Origin of the sequence: Psittacicella gerlachiana, from assembly GCF_003585965.1 — a bacterium.
Lineage (GTDB): Bacteria > Pseudomonadota > Gammaproteobacteria > Enterobacterales > Psittacicellaceae > Psittacicella > Psittacicella gerlachiana.
The window spans coordinates 1-17691 of the sequence record NZ_NRJF01000025.1 but is presented as its reverse complement, the minus strand read 5'-3'; the positions used below and the strand labels follow the sequence as shown (position 1 = coordinate 17691).

11 protein-coding genes and 1 riboswitch are annotated in these 17691 nt (G+C 34.5%); of the genes, 10 read left to right on the top strand and 1 reads right to left on the bottom strand.

Annotated features, from left to right (window positions below; genetic code table 11):
- The first annotated feature begins 36 nt into the window (after positions 1-36).
- The 7 genes from mfd to CKF59_RS00980 all read left to right on the top strand — a co-directional run bounded on the left by mfd (position 37) and on the right by CKF59_RS00980 (position 12788).
- Positions 37-4500, top strand: coding sequence for a transcription-repair coupling factor (mfd, locus tag CKF59_RS01010; RefSeq protein ID WP_119534123.1), 4464 nt, complete (start codon positions 37-39; stop codon positions 4498-4500).
- A gap of 405 nt (positions 4501-4905) precedes the next feature.
- On the top strand, positions 4906-6084 hold the full coding sequence (locus tag CKF59_RS01005; protein WP_222985457.1) for a lytic murein transglycosylase: 1179 nt from the start codon (positions 4906-4908) through the stop codon (positions 6082-6084).
- An 18-nt stretch (positions 6085-6102) separates the two neighbouring features.
- Positions 6103-7017, top strand: a complete 915-nt coding sequence (locus CKF59_RS01000; RefSeq protein WP_119534121.1) for a hypothetical protein — start codon at positions 6103-6105, stop codon at positions 7015-7017.
- 194 nt (positions 7018-7211) lie between these two features.
- Complete coding sequence (locus CKF59_RS00995) at positions 7212-8435, top strand: hypothetical protein (RefSeq protein ID WP_119534120.1); 1224 nt, start codon at positions 7212-7214, stop codon at positions 8433-8435.
- Between the two features lie 29 nt (positions 8436-8464).
- Positions 8465-9670, top strand: coding sequence for a hypothetical protein (locus CKF59_RS00990; RefSeq protein WP_119534119.1), 1206 nt, complete (start codon positions 8465-8467; stop codon positions 9668-9670).
- A gap of 107 nt (positions 9671-9777) precedes the next feature.
- Positions 9778-9873: riboswitch (TPP riboswitch) on the top strand.
- A 76-nt stretch (positions 9874-9949) separates the two neighbouring features.
- Positions 9950-10996 (top strand): thiamine ABC transporter substrate-binding protein, encoded by a 1047-nt coding sequence (locus CKF59_RS00985; protein ID WP_119534118.1) that lies wholly within the window; start codon positions 9950-9952, stop codon positions 10994-10996.
- A 73-nt stretch (positions 10997-11069) separates the two neighbouring features.
- Positions 11070-12788: an ABC transporter permease subunit gene (locus CKF59_RS00980; RefSeq protein WP_119534117.1), complete on the top strand. Its 1719-nt coding sequence runs from the start codon at positions 11070-11072 to the stop codon at positions 12786-12788.
- 111 nt (positions 12789-12899) lie between these two features.
- Here the strand turns inward: CKF59_RS00980 and CKF59_RS00975 are convergent, their stop codons facing one another.
- A complete protein-coding gene (locus CKF59_RS00975; protein WP_222985455.1) occupies positions 12900-13535 on the bottom strand; it encodes an HAD-IIIA family hydrolase in 636 nt (211 codons plus the stop codon).
- 227 nt (positions 13536-13762) lie between these two features.
- On the opposite strand from CKF59_RS00975, the gene CKF59_RS00970 reads away from it, so the two are divergent.
- From CKF59_RS00970 to dapB, 3 genes are all read left to right on the top strand, one after another.
- Positions 13763-15832, top strand: a complete 2070-nt coding sequence (locus CKF59_RS00970) for a carboxy terminal-processing peptidase (protein WP_222985454.1) — start codon at positions 13763-13765, stop codon at positions 15830-15832.
- Between the two features lie 93 nt (positions 15833-15925).
- Entirely contained in the window at positions 15926-16783 is an 858-nt protein-coding gene (locus CKF59_RS00965; RefSeq protein WP_119534114.1) for a thermonuclease family protein, read from the top strand.
- A gap of 14 nt (positions 16784-16797) precedes the next feature.
- Positions 16798-17595 (top strand): 4-hydroxy-tetrahydrodipicolinate reductase, encoded by a 798-nt coding sequence (gene dapB, locus CKF59_RS00960; protein WP_119534113.1) that lies wholly within the window; start codon positions 16798-16800, stop codon positions 17593-17595.
- Positions 17596-17691: the final 96 nt, after the last annotated feature.

Here is a 17691-nt window from a genome sequence, read left to right as displayed (position 1 = left end):
AGTTCATTTGGGGCTTGATCTCGTTGTAAAAAATAAATGAAAGATTTAACAAGTTTACTTTTACCTTTTTCTTTAAACTTTGCCACAACCAACAAGATTACACGAGTGGTTGAGGCTGCTGTGCCTTTTTTAGTACAACAGCAATTGTTGGAATTGCAACAGCAAGGGGAAAAGGAACAGCTCTTAGTTATTGCTAATAGCAATAGCCAAGCTGAATATTTGTATGCGATTTTATCAGAGTTAGCAAGTGAGAATTATGCCGTTCACTATTGTCCCGATTGGGGAACTCTAGCTTATGATCAATATAATCCGAGTCCACAGATAATTTCGGATCGTATCGCCTTTTTACAGGCTTTAGGAAGTGGAAAAAGTGGAATTTATATTATTTCTTTAGCTACTGCTTTACATCGTTTACCCCCAAGTAGTTATTTAGTAAGTACTACTAACTATCATGTTGAACAAGAGAAAAGTAGAGAACAAGTCTATGCTGATTTAATTGCTTCGGGATATAAAGAGGTTGAGATTGTTTATGAACCCGGAGAATTTACGCAAGCGGGAAGAAATATCAACTTTTTTCCAATGGGAGCTAGCTTCCCTTATCGAATTAGCTTTTTTGATCAAACTATTGATCGTATTCGTCAATTTGATCCTGAAGATCAAAAAATCTTAGCCGAAGTAGAATCGATTAATATTAATCATGGCTCTGAGTATCCTCGAGATCAAAGGGGGCGAGATAATTTTATCCAAAACTTTGTTAACTATTTTGGACATATTTCAATTGATAGTGGTTCAGTTTATGAGTTAGTAAATACTGGAGTAATTCCTCAAGGGATTCAGTATTATTTACCTTTATTTTTTACTACTCCTCTTAGTAGTTTAGCTGATTATCTTAGTGCTAAAGCTCAAGTAGTGTATTTTTCGGGATTTGAAAATGCTGCTACCTACTTTTTAACGGAAAATGAACGTCGTTATCAAGATCGTCAGGCAAATCGTAACTGGCCACCAATGCAAGTTAAAGATTTATATCTCACTAGCGAGCAGTTGTTTAAGGCTTTAGCTGAGAAAGCTCATCTTGTTGAATATGAAGACTATTTTACAAGTATGAGTAAATTAGCTGCTCAAGGGGTAGAGGTAGAAGTAGATGCGAGTACGACCAATCAAGTTGCCCCTAAGGGGGGAGTAATTAGCGAAGGAGCTACGAGCAATCTAGCTCTTGAGACTAATGCTTCAGAGCTGGCATTAGATTCAATTAGTCCGTTTTTACCGCTCGATAATTTGCAACAAAGTTTTGTGCAAAACTCGGTAGGGAATAAGCAAACTCTAGAAGAGAATAAGCATTTTGCTTACTCTGAACAACAAAAGCTCATAAGTTTAGGTTTAAATCGTCACAATCAACCAATTATTGGGGATCGAACTTTAAGCTTTTTAAAAGAGGCGAATGCTTTAAGTTTACGTCAGTTGTTTGCACCAAAAATTACCGAAAGTCATCAGCTTTATAAGTTTGTGCAGTTTATGCGTAAACTTAAAGCGAATTTTTCAAATGTGCAAATAACTTTAAGTGTGGCAAATCGTGGGCGTTTAAATTCATTTTTTGATTTAATGGAAGACCTACCGGTAAAATTTGTTGATCCTCAGGATGATAAGTATTCATTAGCTCAACAGTTTGCTCATACTTATAAACCTTTACTTACTACAAGTCGAGGTAATAAAGAATATTTACGGTTACAGAAAAAAGATCCCGCAAGTGTTGCACAACCAATAATTTTCTCTTGTGTACTTTCGCCACTAAAAGCTGGTTTTGCTTATTATGATGAAAGTAAGAAAACAGCTTATGTAGTTCTTTCTGAGCAAGATATTTTAGGCTCTTTTGTTACACGTTCGCGTACTCTAGCTAGAGTAAAACAAAAAAGTGCTAATCAAGTAATTCAGGGGCTTTTAGAGCTTCGTCCAGGGCAATTGCTAGTGCATCAAGCTCATGGGATTTGTCGCTACCTAGGCTTAAAAACTACCGAGTATACGCTTGGCATGCCACAAGAAATGCTCGAGCTTGAATTTGCCGATACCAATTTATTTGTCCCTGTAAGAGACTTGCATCTTTTAAGTATTTATACTCATCATGAAGTTTATGAGCTAGATAAAGAGCAATTATCCGCAGTGTCTGGACGTAAAGCTAAACGTTGGCTAAAGCAACGAGAGCAGGCATTAGCTTCAATTCGTGATTTGGCTGCTAAACTTTTAGATGTGCAAAGTCGAAGAATGCTCGAACAAGGTTTTGTCTTTACTATTTACGAAGATGAATATCGAGAGTTTGTTTCGCATTTTAGGTATGAAGAGACTCCGGATCAATATGCAGCCATTCAACAAGTACTTGATGATATGAGTTCTGCAAAAAAAATGGATCGCTTGATTTGTGGGGATGTGGGCTTTGGGAAGACTGAAATAGCAATGCGAGCAGCCTTTGTTGCTATTACCAATGCTAAGCAAGTAGCAATTCTTGTGCCAACCACGCTTTTAGCACAACAGCATTTTGAAAGTTTTCGTGATAGATTTGCCAATACTGGAGCGAATGTAGAAATTCTCTCGAGCTTTAAAAGTGAAAGTGAAAACACACGTATTCTCGAACGCCTAGAACAAGGGCTCGTAGATATAGTGATAGGTACGCATGCTCTCTTAAAAAAACGAGTTAAATTTAAAGATTTAGGGTTATTGATCATTGATGAAGAACATCAGTTTGGGGTAAGACAAAAAGAAATTATTAAAGAACTCAAAACCAATATTGATGTGATTACGATGACTGCAACTCCAATTCCTCGTACCTTAAACTTAGCTTTAAATGGATTTAGAGATATTTCTTTAATTGCTACCGCTCCGCCAAATCGTTTGTCGATTATTACCAAGATGCATAATCTTGGCGATGAGGATATTATTAAAGAGGCGATAAATCGTGAGATCCAACGGGGTGGACAGGTATTCTTTATCCATAATGATGTAGCTACCATGAATACTATGGTACAGAAATTAAAAGAGTTGATACCTCATGCTCGAATAGCTTCGGGTAATGGACAAATGTCCAAAACCCAACTCGAAGAAGTAATGATGGGCTTCCATAACCAACGTTACAATATTTTAGTTTGTACTACCATTGTGGAAACCGGAATTGATGTGCCTAATGCCAATACCATTATTATTAATAATGCTCAAAACTTTGGCATGGCTCAATTGCACCAATTACGAGGAAGAGTAGGGCGTTCTTATCGTCAAGCCTATGCTTATCTGTTAGTCCCTAATGTGCAGAATCTCAATCCAGAAGCTCAATTGCGCTTAAAATCTCTTATTGAAATAGATTCGCTCGGAGCGGGATATATTTTGGCAACTCATGACTTGGAAATTCGCGGAGCTGGTGAAATCCTTGGAGATAGTCAATCAGGAAAAATCGATACTATTGGTTACTCTCTATATATGAGTATGCTTCAAAATGCAGTAAAACAGTTGCGTAAGAATAAAGAACTCAATGTCGATAACCTCATGGATAAACGTATTGAGATAGACTTAAATATAGTTACTTTAATTCCAGCAAACTTTATTGGCGTTCCAAATCTCAGAGTGTTCTACTATCGTCAAATTAACTCAGCAACCACTGAGTTCCAATTAGATGAAATTGCTAATAGCATGATTGAGAACTTTGGGAGCTTACCGCCAAGTGTGCGTGCCTTAATTATGATTAATAAATTACGTGTTCGTTATCAGGATGCGGATTTAAAATCGATTTTAGCGAGCAAAAATCAAGCTGTAATTACTTGGAATTCTCCAGAATATCTAAATGCAGAAGGTGCTTATCAGCTCTTAATGAAATATAAAGATGCTTTTGCCACGACACCTGATTCTTTTATTATTAAAAAACTCAAAGGTGATGATCTTGAGCGTATTCGCATGATTGCTCAAGTACTAGGTGTGATTATTGATAAAAGTAAATTAAAAACTCAGGAAGTTGAACTTGTAGATGCTGCAAGTAGTTATGAGTTGTCATCGCAAACGCACAAGGTAGAACGCAAAGTACAAAAAGGGCAAACCAAATTTGCTTCACAAATTAACTTTGAGAATTTAGAGCCGAGTGAACAAGCTAAATATCAAGCACAACAAAAACAAGCTCCGCAAGAGCAAGAAATTCTCGAGCAAGTTGAAAATCAAGTTGAAGTTGGTTTAAGTGCTTGGGCTCAAGGTAAAGAAGCCAATAGTGTTGAACAACTTTATCGTGATCAACTAGATACTCAAGTTCATGATATTAAAGATGATTTTGTCGAAGCTGTAAAAAATCAAGCTTATGAGCAAGAGATGGTACATTTTGAAGAGCAAGTATCTGATGTCGCAATTCTCAAACAAGCTCAAGCTAAATTTAAACATGAACATCAAGAAGTTGAACGTGAAGTAAAACTACTTCCAAGTGAACTCGGGAAAAGTAAGGTAAAGAGAACTAAGCGTAAAGCTAAAGACTCAGAGTAAGCAAGCTAGAATAAGCAAGAGTTAATTGGTTTATTTTATGAGGTGTAGTTTTAGTTGCTCTTTAACCCAGTTCGTAATGAACTATTTGGAGATTATCCATTAAGTTTATTTTTAACCTAGATGTTATCACCTAGATGCATAACCGAGAGGCTAACATCTAGGTTATTTTTATTTAGCCCTTATATTTAAGGGTAAAGTATTATCTAAGTAGTTAAAGCCTGAAGCAGAACTTTTAGATTTGTTTTGTTACTTTTAAGTTTGTTTAGTACAAGGCAAATCTTGTCTTGTAAGTAGACTGTTTAATCTTTTTCTTGCTCTTTTGTTATAATAAAGGGCAAAATCTACAAAGTTAGAAGCTAGATTTTAATGAGTGTTGTTCTTAGTCATACTCTTAAAAAAATATTTATGAAGAAAAAAACTTTAATTACCTTACCCTTATTAGGATTAGTCTCCTTATTTGCCCTTCCCGCATGTACTAATGCAAATGCCGATAATGCGAGTAGTAATCCTTATTTAGCTCACTTTAATCCTAAATTAACTCAACCTTTGCCAGCGAATGAAACCCCAAAAACTGATATTCCTTATCAAGAAGATGCGGCTAACTGGCAAGAGTTTGTTAATTTCTTAATTGAAAATGCAAAATTACAAGGTTTTGATGCACGAGTAATTGCCCAATTAAAAACTTTAACTTTTAATCCTCGTGTTGTTAAAGCTGATCAAGCTCAATATGAGCGTATTACCAAAAATCGACAAAATCAAGCTAGTGCTGAACCAAGTGAGCCTAAGCCTCCTCAAGAAGCGACTTTAATGCAAAGATACTTAGATATGCACATAAGTGCAGCTAAAGTAAATCGTGCCGTGGCTCTTTTAAAAAATTATCAACCAATTTTAGAAAAGATCTCAGCTAAGTACCAAGTGCCTATGCAAGTAATTGTTGGACTTTGGGGAATGGAGTCTAATTTTGGGAAAACTCAAGGGAGCTATAATCTCTTAGACTCGTTGGCTTCTTTAGCATATGAAGGACGTCGTCGTGAGTATTTTACTCGTGAGTTTTTTAATGCATTACGAGTAATGGAAATCAATGGCTTTAGTAAAGAAGAGATGAATTCCTCTTGGGCAGGAGCGGTAGGACAAATTCAATTTATGCCTACTTCCTATCTTGTGTATGGAGCTGATGGGAATGACGACGGGGTAGTAAATATTTGGTTATCGGCAATAGATTCTTTTGCTTCAATAGCTAATTACTTACACCAGGAAGGCTGGAATCCGCAGTTACCTTGGGGGATAAAAGTTAAAATGAGCTTTGCTCAATATCTTGATAAGTATAAGGATCTCGTAGGTATTTCAGGGCAAGGACGTACTTTAGCTCAGTGGCAAGCTTTAGGGCTTGAAATTAATGATCAATTACAAGGAATTAAAGCTGATACTCCTTTATGGTTAGTAGTTCCAACTAATGAACCAAAACAAGCTTATCTTGTTACCAAAAATTATCGTGTGTATATGCACTGGAATCGTTCTTCTTACTTTGCTTATGCAAATGGGATTTTTGCACAAATGATTTTTGAACAACTCGAGAAGGATTAAATTTTTTAAGGAAGAAGTATGGCCAATACAAGAGAGATGATTCCTTATGCCTTTATTCGTTTCTTTAATGAAGATTTGACTTTAGAAGTGAGTTTAAAGAGTATTGCCCAAGTAATTAAGCGAGGGGTGTTAGTTTATCATCGCCCTTTACCTGGAGTAAAGACAGATAATTCACTAGAAATTGCTAAAAAATTTGTTGCTACACATCCTGGATTTATCTTGGTTGAATATCCTTATCCAGTACTGCCTGCAGGACATAGTTTATATCGTCAGTTATCACGCATTCCTTTGGCATGGCGTCTAGATACTTATTATCGTTACGGCTTATTTTGGTTACAAGAGTTAGCTCAACAACAGCAAGAACTAGAGCGAGCTTGGGTGGTAAAAATAGATGCTGATCAAGTTTATTCTCCCTCAGCTTTAGAACAACTTTTTCAGTATATCCAAACCGATCCTTTACAAAGACTGTGCTATTTTATGGCAAGTGTAGATGTAGTTTATTATCAAGATGAGATCTATGTAAAAAGCGGGAATATGCGTTATGAGCATGATCATTATGTGGTGAAACTGAGTAGTATGCCACCAATAGAATTCCATTGTGAAGAAAAAGGAGAAGAGTTTTTTGCTTATGAACGCATGCCTTTTGTGCCTAAACGTGGAATTTATGACAGTAACGATCTTCTTCATTATGTAACTAGTTTCCATTTTAAAGCCAATAAAATTCTTTATCGAGGCGGTAAAGTAACAGAATCTTTTTCTCTTTATAGTGGTTTAAGCAAACTGTTAGATCTAGAAAACTTTCTTGGCACTAAAGAGTTTTATCGTAAAGAGAATGCTTTAGCTATTGCCAAAAGTCTTAACTGGGAAAATAATGGTACTGAGTTTACGCTAGCTCAACAAGATTTACAAGAGCTAAGCAAACATTTAAGCTAAATCTTTACAGGTTTAGCTTCTTCTTTTTGCTTATTTTTATTGTTTATAGAGAGAAAGTGATAAAATATAAGCACATGTATATATGCTTTTAGGATTATATTTCTTAATTTGGGGGTTGGACCACTAAAGCAAGTAAACAAAGAAAAGCATGATTTTTAAATTAACTTTCGCCAAGTTAGAAACTGAGCAAATTCATGAATTTTAAGCTAAATTATAGTTTAGATGAGTTACGGAAAATGGTAGAAGCTAAAGGTGGTGAACAAATTGAACCCTATGCTTTTATTCGTTTTAGTAATGAAGAGATTACCATTAAAGCTAGTTTAGAGTCGATAGTACCTTTTTTCAAGAAAGGAATTATTTGTTACCACGATCCTCTACCTGGTATTGCTGAAGATAAATCTCTGCAAATAGTCCAAGATTTTATTGCGAAAAATCCTGGTTTTCGTTTGGTTAAGTATCCTTTCTATGTTCTTTATCACAATATGGAGGGGATGTATAATCGTCTTTATAATAATGGTACTTCTAAATTTTGGTTGCTCCACTATTATTATCAATTTGCTTTAGAGCAATTAATTGAACTCGCAAAAGAAAATGGTGATTACGACCGAGCTTGGATTTTTAAAGTAGACTGTGATCATGTTTATAGTCAAAAGCTTTTAGAGTACACTAAACTTTGTTGTGAACTTGAAGTCTACGAACAGGGAATTACTTGTGCTTATTTTTATAAGATGAATGTCAGACGTCATCCTGAAACTAAGGAAGTGTTTTTGGATCGGATTGAAAATTCTTATGATCATACTTGTGCTAAATTAACCACAGCAGCTCCTTTTATGCTTGTAGTTAATGCATACTTTTCTGAAGATAAAGCAAAAGGACGCCATAAAACGCAAATTTACGAGTTACAAAGGTTTTATGAAGGATACAAGTGTTTAGGGAACAAGGTTTTTCTTAACTCTATGCACTTTGATCGAGAAAAGTTCTTTTATTATCAAGAGAATACTCCAGAACAAGTTGCAGAAAACTTTGTTAATGGCGTTGAATATCAAAAGCTCGATTGGGAGAAAATGGTGGCTCAATTGCCCGAAGCCAAAATTGATCCTGAGTTTTTCTCTTATGAAAATGTACAGAGTATTCTTGCAAGTTTTAATTATCCTGCAGATTTTAAACAAAATCTTAAATATGGACGTAATCAATTTAAGTTAAACGATTTCTTTACCAATCCTGATTACCGTCCGGAAAAATATATTGAAGAGCATAATCGACGTTGGGCTAATAAAGAGCAAATGGAAGCTGGTCCAGAGCTGGCTGAACTCGAACGTATGCAAAGAATCTTAAAACTTCTAACTCGAGAGGGCTATCTTCCTGATATTTATTACATGGAAGGAGCTTATGAGTTTTTAGAAGGTGAAAAAGAATAATATACTATCTATTGAAATAATAACTGTTTATGAAAATTACTTCGGAATATACTCTTGAAGATTTGAGAGAGTTAGTAGCTCACAAACAGTGTGAAGATTTTGAGCCTTATGCCTATGTACGTTTTAGTAATGAGGCGATAACTCTCAAAGCCTGTTTAGAGTCACTAGTTCCTTTCTTTTCTAAAGGAATTATTTGTTACCATGAACCCTTACCTGGGATCAAGGCTGATAGTTCTTTAGAAATAGCTCAAGAGTTTGTCGCAAGAAATCCAGGTTTTCGTTTAGTAAAATATCCTTTTGGGGTAGTGTATCATGGTCTTGAGGGATTTTTTGATTACTTATACAAAGGGATTTCCAAGTATTGGTTACTTCATGCTTATTCACAATATGCTTTATTGCATTTAGAAGAATTAGCGAGAGAAAATGATGATTTAAGTAAAGCTTGGATTTTTAAAGTAGATTGTGATCATGTCTTTAGTCAAAAGCTTCTCGAATATACTAAGCTTTATTGTCAGTTAAAATATAAAGAGCTAGGGACAAATTACGCTTTTTTCTATAAAATGAATGTGCGTAAAGATGTACGTAAAGAAGGAATTGGGGCCTACAATAAATTTATTTTGGCGGATATAGCGAATGGCTATGATCATGTCGTGGTGAAATTGGATCAGACAGCGCCATTTCAGATGTTTGTGCGTCCACATCGAGGTGGCTCTGAAGAAGAAAATCGTAAGAAAACTCAAGTTTATGAGTTACAAAGATTTGCTAAAACCGCTAAATCTTTAGGAGAAAAAACCTTTTTAAATTCAATTCACTTTGATTTTGAAAAGCTTTATTTTTACCAAAAACTCGAAGAAGAAAAAGTGAAGGATCGCTTTGTTAATGGTGTGCCTTATGAAGAAATAGATTGGCAAAAGATGGTTAAACAAATTCCTGAAGCAAAAATAGATCCCGAATTTTTTACTTATGAAAATGTTAAAAAGATCTTTATGAGTTTTAATTATCCTCAAAGTAAAGCGGAGGGCGAGCTTTATGGACGTGATGCCATAGATTTTGCAACCTTCTTCCATGATCCTAAATATCGTCCTGAAAATATTATTCAAGAGCATAATAAAGTTTGGCATGCAAGGGAACAAATTACAGATCCTGAAGCATTAAAAGCTCTAGAACGAGAACATCGAGTATTATGTAAATTAACCGAAGAAGGTTATTTACCAGAAATAGGTTATTTTTCTTAAGCTTAGGATTAGCTTTATCTCTATTTTTCTAGAGGTAAAGCTTTTTTCATAATTTTTTTATTTTTGTATGAAAAAATAAAAATTCTCTTGGCTTCTATGATATTATGAAAATATCATCGGAGTGGCTCATTTAGGAGTCTGAGATTAAATCCGTCGCACCTGATCAGTGTAATAACTGCGTAGGAAATGATAAGGTAATTTAATTACAGATAACTTACTTTTTTCTTGCCGATGATATAGCATAAAGACACTAATACATATATAACTTTAGGATATATCATGAAACTTTCTAGCCTTTCACTTGTGGCTTTGGGGATGCTTGCAACTTCTGCCTTTGCTACCAATTCTGACCGTCCAACCTTAAATATTCTTACCTATGAAGTAATCAAAGATTATGGAGTAGCTCAAGCTATTTCAGATCTTTTTGAACCTCAATGTGGCTGTAAATTGAATTGGTTTACTGACTCAAGTCAATTTCAAATGCTAAATAAGTATGTGCTCACCGCAAATAGTAAAAGTGCCCAAGCGGTTGATGTAATTGTAGGGGTAGACATAAACTCAGCAACTTTAGTTAAAGAGAAATTACAAGGACTGTTCCGTCCAATTAATTACCAAGTTGAAACTTTAAATAATTTTCCTTTTGCAGCTACTTGGGATAATCAATTTGCTCAACCTTTAAGCTCTTCAGCGGTTACGGTAATTTATAATAGTGACAAATATACTCCAACTCGCCAATTTAAAGATTTTCCGGATTTAATTGAGCATATGGATTTTAGTTTTATTTTTGGTGATCCGCGTAGTAATGATCTAGGACGTACCTTAAATAAAATTATTGCCTATTACGCAACCAATCAAGAGCAACGTATTGCTCTATGGCAAAAAATTAAGGCTAAAACCGTTACTGTAGGTAAAGGCTGGTCTTCGTCTTATGGGGTGTTTGCTAAAGGTGAATCTCAAGCTGCTTTGGGTTATTCTTCTTCAGTAATTTATCATACTTTAGTTGAGAATAAGCCTAATTTACAACCTCTATTACAAGGGGCAAAACTGCCATTTTTAGTTGACAGTGTACTCTTAACTAAAAACACTAAACAAGCTGCTTTAGCTGACCAATTTGCTGCCTTTTTATTAACGCCGGAAGCCCAAAAGTTATTTTTTAAATACAACTCTTCATATCCGGTAATTAATATAGATGCGGTATTAAGTCCGACAGAAAGAGCGGTAGCTGCCGGTATTAATAATTATCAAGTATTGGACTTACGTAATTTAGATCCACAGGCAGAAAAGGATGCTTTAGACGCTTATGTTAAAGTGTTTGTACAGAATTAGGATTAAAAAGTAGTTATTTACAATTTTGTTATTGCTAACTATTGCCTAGCAATAGTTAGCTTTTCTTAAGCTCATGAAAAGATTTAAATGGCAAGAAATTAGTCTTGCTTGGGTCATTCTTGCTTTTATTGTGATTTTTTATGCCATAAGTCTTACGAGTTTATTTGTGGTACGTCCTGCTTTTGATCTAAACTCTTCGAGCTTAGATTCTTGGCAAGATTTATGGCAAATTATCAGTCAAGTAAGTGGACTTTATTTAAAAAACACTTTATGGCAAGCAAGTCTTTCGGCAAGCATTATCATTGTTTTAAGTTATATTTTAGCCAAAGCTATTTATTATTTATCGCCGAGATTTACTTCATGGTTACTGACCATTACCAATGCTAGTTTTTCTTTACCCACAATTCTTGTAGTTTTTGCATTTATTGCCATTTTTGGACAAGATGGTTGGATTAATTCCTTATTAACTCCTTGGGATTATAAAGTTAGTATTTATGGTTTAGGAGGAATTCTTATAGCCAATACTTACTTTAATTTAGGTTATGCGACCAGTGCTATTTATAATGGAATGCAAAAGATTCCGGTTGAGAATATTAAACTTGCTCAAATTTGTAATTTTACTTTAGGACAACAGTTAAGACATTTAGAGTTACCTTATTTAAAGAATACGCTACTTAATTTATGGTTACTCATTTTTATGTTGTGTTTTAATAGTTTTGCTCTTGTACTTTTTTTAGGCGGTCCTAGGTATTCAAATTTTGAAGTCGCTATTTATAATTCTTTAGTTACGGAAGGGAATTTTACCAAAGCCTGTGTAATTGCGAGTTTACAAATAATTTTTTCTTTAGTACTAATTGTTCTTATTTCAATGGTAAGACCTAATAATAAACAACATAATGTACGTCAATTACAAGAGTATAACCAAGAACAAAGTTATCTCGGAAGCCTATGGCCTCGAGCTAGATTAAAAAAAGTCGCTTCTTATTTGTATGCAAGTAGTGCAATTTTCTTTATTGGCTTACCTTTATTGAGTTTAGTACTTACCGGAGTTAAAAGTGCATTCTTTTTATACCAAAATTATCAGTTACAGCAAACCGATTCGAGTCTAAGAGCGATTACCGGAGATACTTTTAGTTATCCTTGGTTAGAACTTTGGCAGGCGACCAAGATGAGTTTAATTATTGCGGGAGGAGCGACTTTAGTATGTCTACTTTGTAGTATTCTTTTATTAAGAGGTCTGCGTTGGTTAGGAAGTTATACGGCACAGTGGATTAATAATTTAAGTTTATTAAGTATTGTTATTCCTAGTATGCTCTTGGGGGCAGGGTATTTTCTTTTTCTTAATCTAGGAGTAGATATAGCTATAGGTACTTGGGGTTTTATTACCTTAATTGTCTTAGCTAATGCTTTTGCTGCTATAGTTTTTAGTTTGAACTACCTCTATCCTGCTTATATGCAAATCCAAAGTTATGCCCCTTTAGCCATGACTATAGGGTTAAATTCATGGCAGAGTTTTTTCTGGTATGAATTACCTTTATTAAAATATTCTCTCCTTTATGCAGCAATTACGGTATTTATTTTAAGTTTAGGAGATTATTCAATTATTTTATTCTTTGTAAATAATCAGCAGATTTCTAGTATTACTTATTTATTATCTAATCAACTAAATAGTTTTGCTTCAAATCAAGGAAATATTACCGCCATGGCTTTATTATTAGGGATTTTACTTTTACGCTTTATAGCCTATTATTTTTTACATCGAGGTTATAGTAAAGTGGGCAAAAGTTCTTAGAGGAAATCCTTATACATAGAGAAAATCTAAAAACTTCTAAATCATTAGTAAAAGCTCATAGGAGATCTATGAGCTTTTACCTTATGTTAAATAAGAGGTGAGGGGGAATTATTATTTAAATTCTAGGTTATCTAGATCTGCAATGGAATCAATGACATAATCGGCATCAGTGCAGACACTTTTGCCAGTTTTTACTGCAATGGTGCAAATGCCTAGATTTTGCCCATATTGAATGTCAAATTCCTTATCGCCCATCATATAAGAGCTAGCTTTATCTACATTGAACAGGTGCGTAAACTCGTTAAAGGTTTCAAGGTTAGGTTTACGCCAAGGTTCACTTGGATCTGAGGTTTTACAGTAAAGTACGGCATCAAAGATTAAGCCTGTTTGAGCATAGGCATGAGCTGCCATATCATTCATACACTGAATAAAGTCAGCTTCGGTAAATTTATTTTTACTAATTCCCGATTGGTTCGTAACTACAACGATGAGATAGCCTTGATCTTGTTTTGCTTTAAGGGCTTGATAGGCATGAGGAAAAATTTCCATTTCTTGGTATTTATGGAGGTAACCCGCGCCATCATCATTAATAGTATCGTCACGATCGGTAAATAAAACTTTATGAGTTTGAGGGTAAAGCGGTTGGTTAACTTCAGCAAAATTATTAAAGAGTTGTTTATGCTTTTGGGCAAGGAGCATATGTGGAGTTACCGAGATAAGTTGATATAAAGGTATAGTTTGTGACATAGATTTTATCTTCATGAGAGGTTAAGTTGTAAGGAGATAACTAGCTATATTATATAAGGAATTAAGATTTTTATCGCTAAGAAAAAATAGTATAATAAAAGGACGTATATTTAACTTAACAATATACCTAAAGTACAGAATTTTTCGAGTTAACTTTCAACTGCATGCGTATGATAAAGAAAACTTTTTTAAAAACAGTATTGATAGCAACACTTTCTTCAGTGTCTATGCTTATAGCTGTTCCCCAAGCAGCCAATGCGGTTGTTATTTCTAAGACTAAGTCTAGTCCTATTAATAATCAAGTTTATTTACAACCTAGTGTGTTAAATAAATTTGTAGTCAATCCTAGAATTCTTAGTAATAGTTTTGCTCCAGAAGCTAAACAAGCTTATCCATTTCGTCAAGTTCAAGGACAATTTGCTCAATTACACTATGAACGTGTAAGAATTAATCGTGGTCCTGAGCATGCGAAAAAAATCCTTGAGTATTTTTTACAAATTCTTGATCCAAATAAAGTAATTTTTACCAAGCAAGAAGTAGATAGTTTTTATGCTAAGTATACTACAGGTAGTTTACCTAAGCTGACCAACGATCTGAATGTAGCTTGGGAAATTTACCGTATTTATATTGAACGTGCTACGGCTCTATATCGAGCACAAGCTGAATACATTTTATCGGTAAAAGATAAACAACCTAATCTAGATACTAATTATCAATTACTTTTAGATGATAAATCTAGTTTCCGTAATGCTAATGAATCAATTCAGGACATAGCGAAAAAACTAGCATTAATTACTTTAATTTCAGTAAAACTAGATAAAACTAATTTTACGTGGTCAGAAATTTGTGCCTATGCTTTACGTGGATTAGTAAATCGCCAAGCAGTTTTAAATAACACGAGTAACGCAGATGTTTTTAATAAGTTTATGAACGTTTACGTTATTGGTGGTGCTGATACTCATTCAGCATTTTTCCCTGCAGAAAAACAACAGGTATTTACTGATAACATTAGTCGTAGCTTTGTAGGAATTGGAGTATCGATCAAAACCAATGATGATGGTACTTTCCAAGTAGTGCAAGTTCTCCCAGGCGGTCCAGCTGCTAAACAAGGGGGCATAGATAAAGACGATGAAATTATTGCTATTTCTCAAGATAACCGTAATTGGCAGTCTGTAGAAGGCTTTACTTCAGATCGTGTGGTAAGCTTAATTAAAGGTAAAGCGAATACTAAAGTTTATTTACGCTTATTATCTACTGATGGCTATACCAAAGTAGTTTCTATTGTTCGTGGCGAAGTTGAGAAATCAGACAGTATTGCAAAAATCAAAACCTATACCAGTGGTGGAAAAAAATACGGAATTCTTTCTTTCTCTAATTTCTATCTTGGGGTAGCTGATGATATTCGTAATCTCCTTAACCGTAATCGTGATCTAAGTGGTTTAATTATCGATTTACGTGGCAATGGAGGCGGTCTTGTTGAAGAGCTTCTAAAAATGTCAGAGTTATTCTTTGGAGCCTATTCGCCAATTTTCCAAGTAAGTTCTTCACCATCACAAATTGTAGGGAATGTAAAACTTTCAAGTCCATTTAATTTTGGGAAAAAAGAACAAATTTTTACGCAACCTATTATTGTGTTAGTAGATGAGCTTTCAGCTTCGGCTTCTGAGATTCTTTCGGCAGCAATGCAAGATTACCGTCGTGGAATTATTGTGGGGAGAACCACTTATGGTAAAGGGACCGTACAAGCTCCTAATCCAATTAGTGATTTCTCGAATGATGGTATTTCTCTAATTACGATTCAAAAATTCTTCCGTTTAACTGGTAAAGCTACTCAGTTTAACGGAGTAACGCCGGATGTAATCTTAGCTGAAGAAAAAGGCTTTTTCCAATCAGAAAGAGATAGTTTTAATCCTTTACCTTATTCAGTAATTAATGAAACTAAGTTTACCCCATTTACTAATTACGTAAATAAAACTTATATTTCACAATTACAAAATCTTGAAACTAATTGGTTAAATAATAATAGTGATTATCGTAGCTATGTAAATTACACCAAACGAGTTGTAGAAAGATCTAAACTTAAAGTTTACAATATTAACTATAGTGCAAATCTTGCCTATAATAACTCGGTGCATCGTGAAGTATTAAATCGTTATAATGCTTGGGCACGTGCGAATGGTAAGAAAACCTTTAATAGCTATCGTGATCTCATGAATGCAAATCTTAATGAAGGACCTGATCCAACATTAGATTTAGTAAAACAAATGCTAGTTACATATAGCAAAAATTTTAATTAACATGAAAAGAGTCAGCAATGACTCTTTTTTTAGTTAGAAGCAATAATGGTATAATAGGATTCAAATTAAAAAAACACAAACAAAAATAAAACCATGAGTGATTATAAAAAAACTACGCCTCCACGGGAGGATAATCTAGCTCAAGAGCGTTGGCGTCGTAATCGTAACCGAAAAATCTTTCTTTTTCCGCTTTTATTTTTAATTTTTGCGGCTATAGTCTATTATTTCGATCAGCAACAATTAAAAGAAGAAAAAATTATGGCTACTTCTGCCTCAGCAGTGAAACAACCTATGCTCGAGTCTAGTCTAGCTCCTCAAGAGCAAGAGGTACAAGGACAAACTTTAGCTTCTAATACACAGGAAACTCCTGAAGTAAAGATTGAAGAGCAAAAGTTTGAGCAAATTCCTCGTATTGAAATTTCAGGTTTAGGGAAAGTAGGATATGAAACTAAGTATATTTCTTTAGTTCCTAATATCAATTTACTACAAACTTTACCTGTTTGTTCGCAAGTACAAGTATTAAGTGGAAATAGCTTTACTTGTCTCTTTGGTGCAAGTCAACAAAAGATAACGGTTTCTTTATTAGGAGTTTATGCTCCAGCTTTAACTAATGCTCAAGGAAAACCTGCAACTTATGGCGTTAAAGCTCAAGAACAACTCCAAAAAATGATTGATCTTGATGATAAAAATCATCAGGTTTATTTACAAATTCATCAGGTGCAAAATAATATTTATCAAGCTACAGCTTATAACATTCTCGGAGCAAATCTTGCTTATACTATGTTATATAATGGTTATGCCTTTGTTGATCTAAAAGTAGATATAGATCAAATTTGGGGACAACAATATGGCTTGGCTGCAATTAATGCACAAAATCAAAGATTAGGGATGTGGGATCAAAAGCAATGGATAGATGATTTACCTCCAGTTGATCCGCAAAATAACAATTAAGTTAAGGACTTATAATGACAATAAGAATTCTTATTAAAGGTGCGGTAGGACGCATGGGTACTAATTTAGTAAAAACTCTTGCTGCTAATCCTAATACTACTTTAGCTTATGCGGTAGTACATGCTCAAGCACCTGAACTTGGTAAAAGTGTACCTGAGTTTCCTGAGTTAACTTATATTACCGATCTCAAAGAAGCGACAGATTTTGATGTTGCTATTGATTTTACGAGTCCAAGTTCAACTTTAGAGACTTTAGCTCATTGCCAAAAATTAGGTAAACCTTTAGTGATTGGTACTACTGGTTTATCTAATGCTGAAAAAGAACAAATCAAAGCCGCAAGTAAAGATATTCCAATTGTATTTGCAGCTAACTTCTCAGTAGGTATGAATCTAATGTTCAAGTTAGTAGAAAAAGCAGCTAAAGTTATGGGTGAATATTCTGATATTGAAATTATTGAAGCTCACCACCATCATAAAGTAGATGCTCCATCAGGAACTGCTTTAGCTTTAGGGGAACATATTTGCAAAGCTTTAGATCGTGATCTAGAGCAAGTAGCGGTAAAAGAAAGAAATGGGTTAATTGGACCAAGAACTAAAGAAGAAATTGGCTTTTCAACTATTCGTGCTGCTGATGTAATTGGTGAACATACGGTATGGTTTGCGGATATAGGTGAACGTGTTGAATTAAGTCATAGGGTTTCTGATCGTATTACTTTTGCTCGTGGAGCTGTACATGCCGCTTTATGGTTAGCTCAGGGACAAGAAGCTAATCTTTATGATATGACTAATGTTTTAGGCTTAGATAAAATTTAATCTAGTCTCATTTATTGATGTTAATAAATAGCGTAAAGTAACACATAATTTAGAACGTAAAAAAGACAAGGAATCTCCCTTGTCTTTTTTACGTTC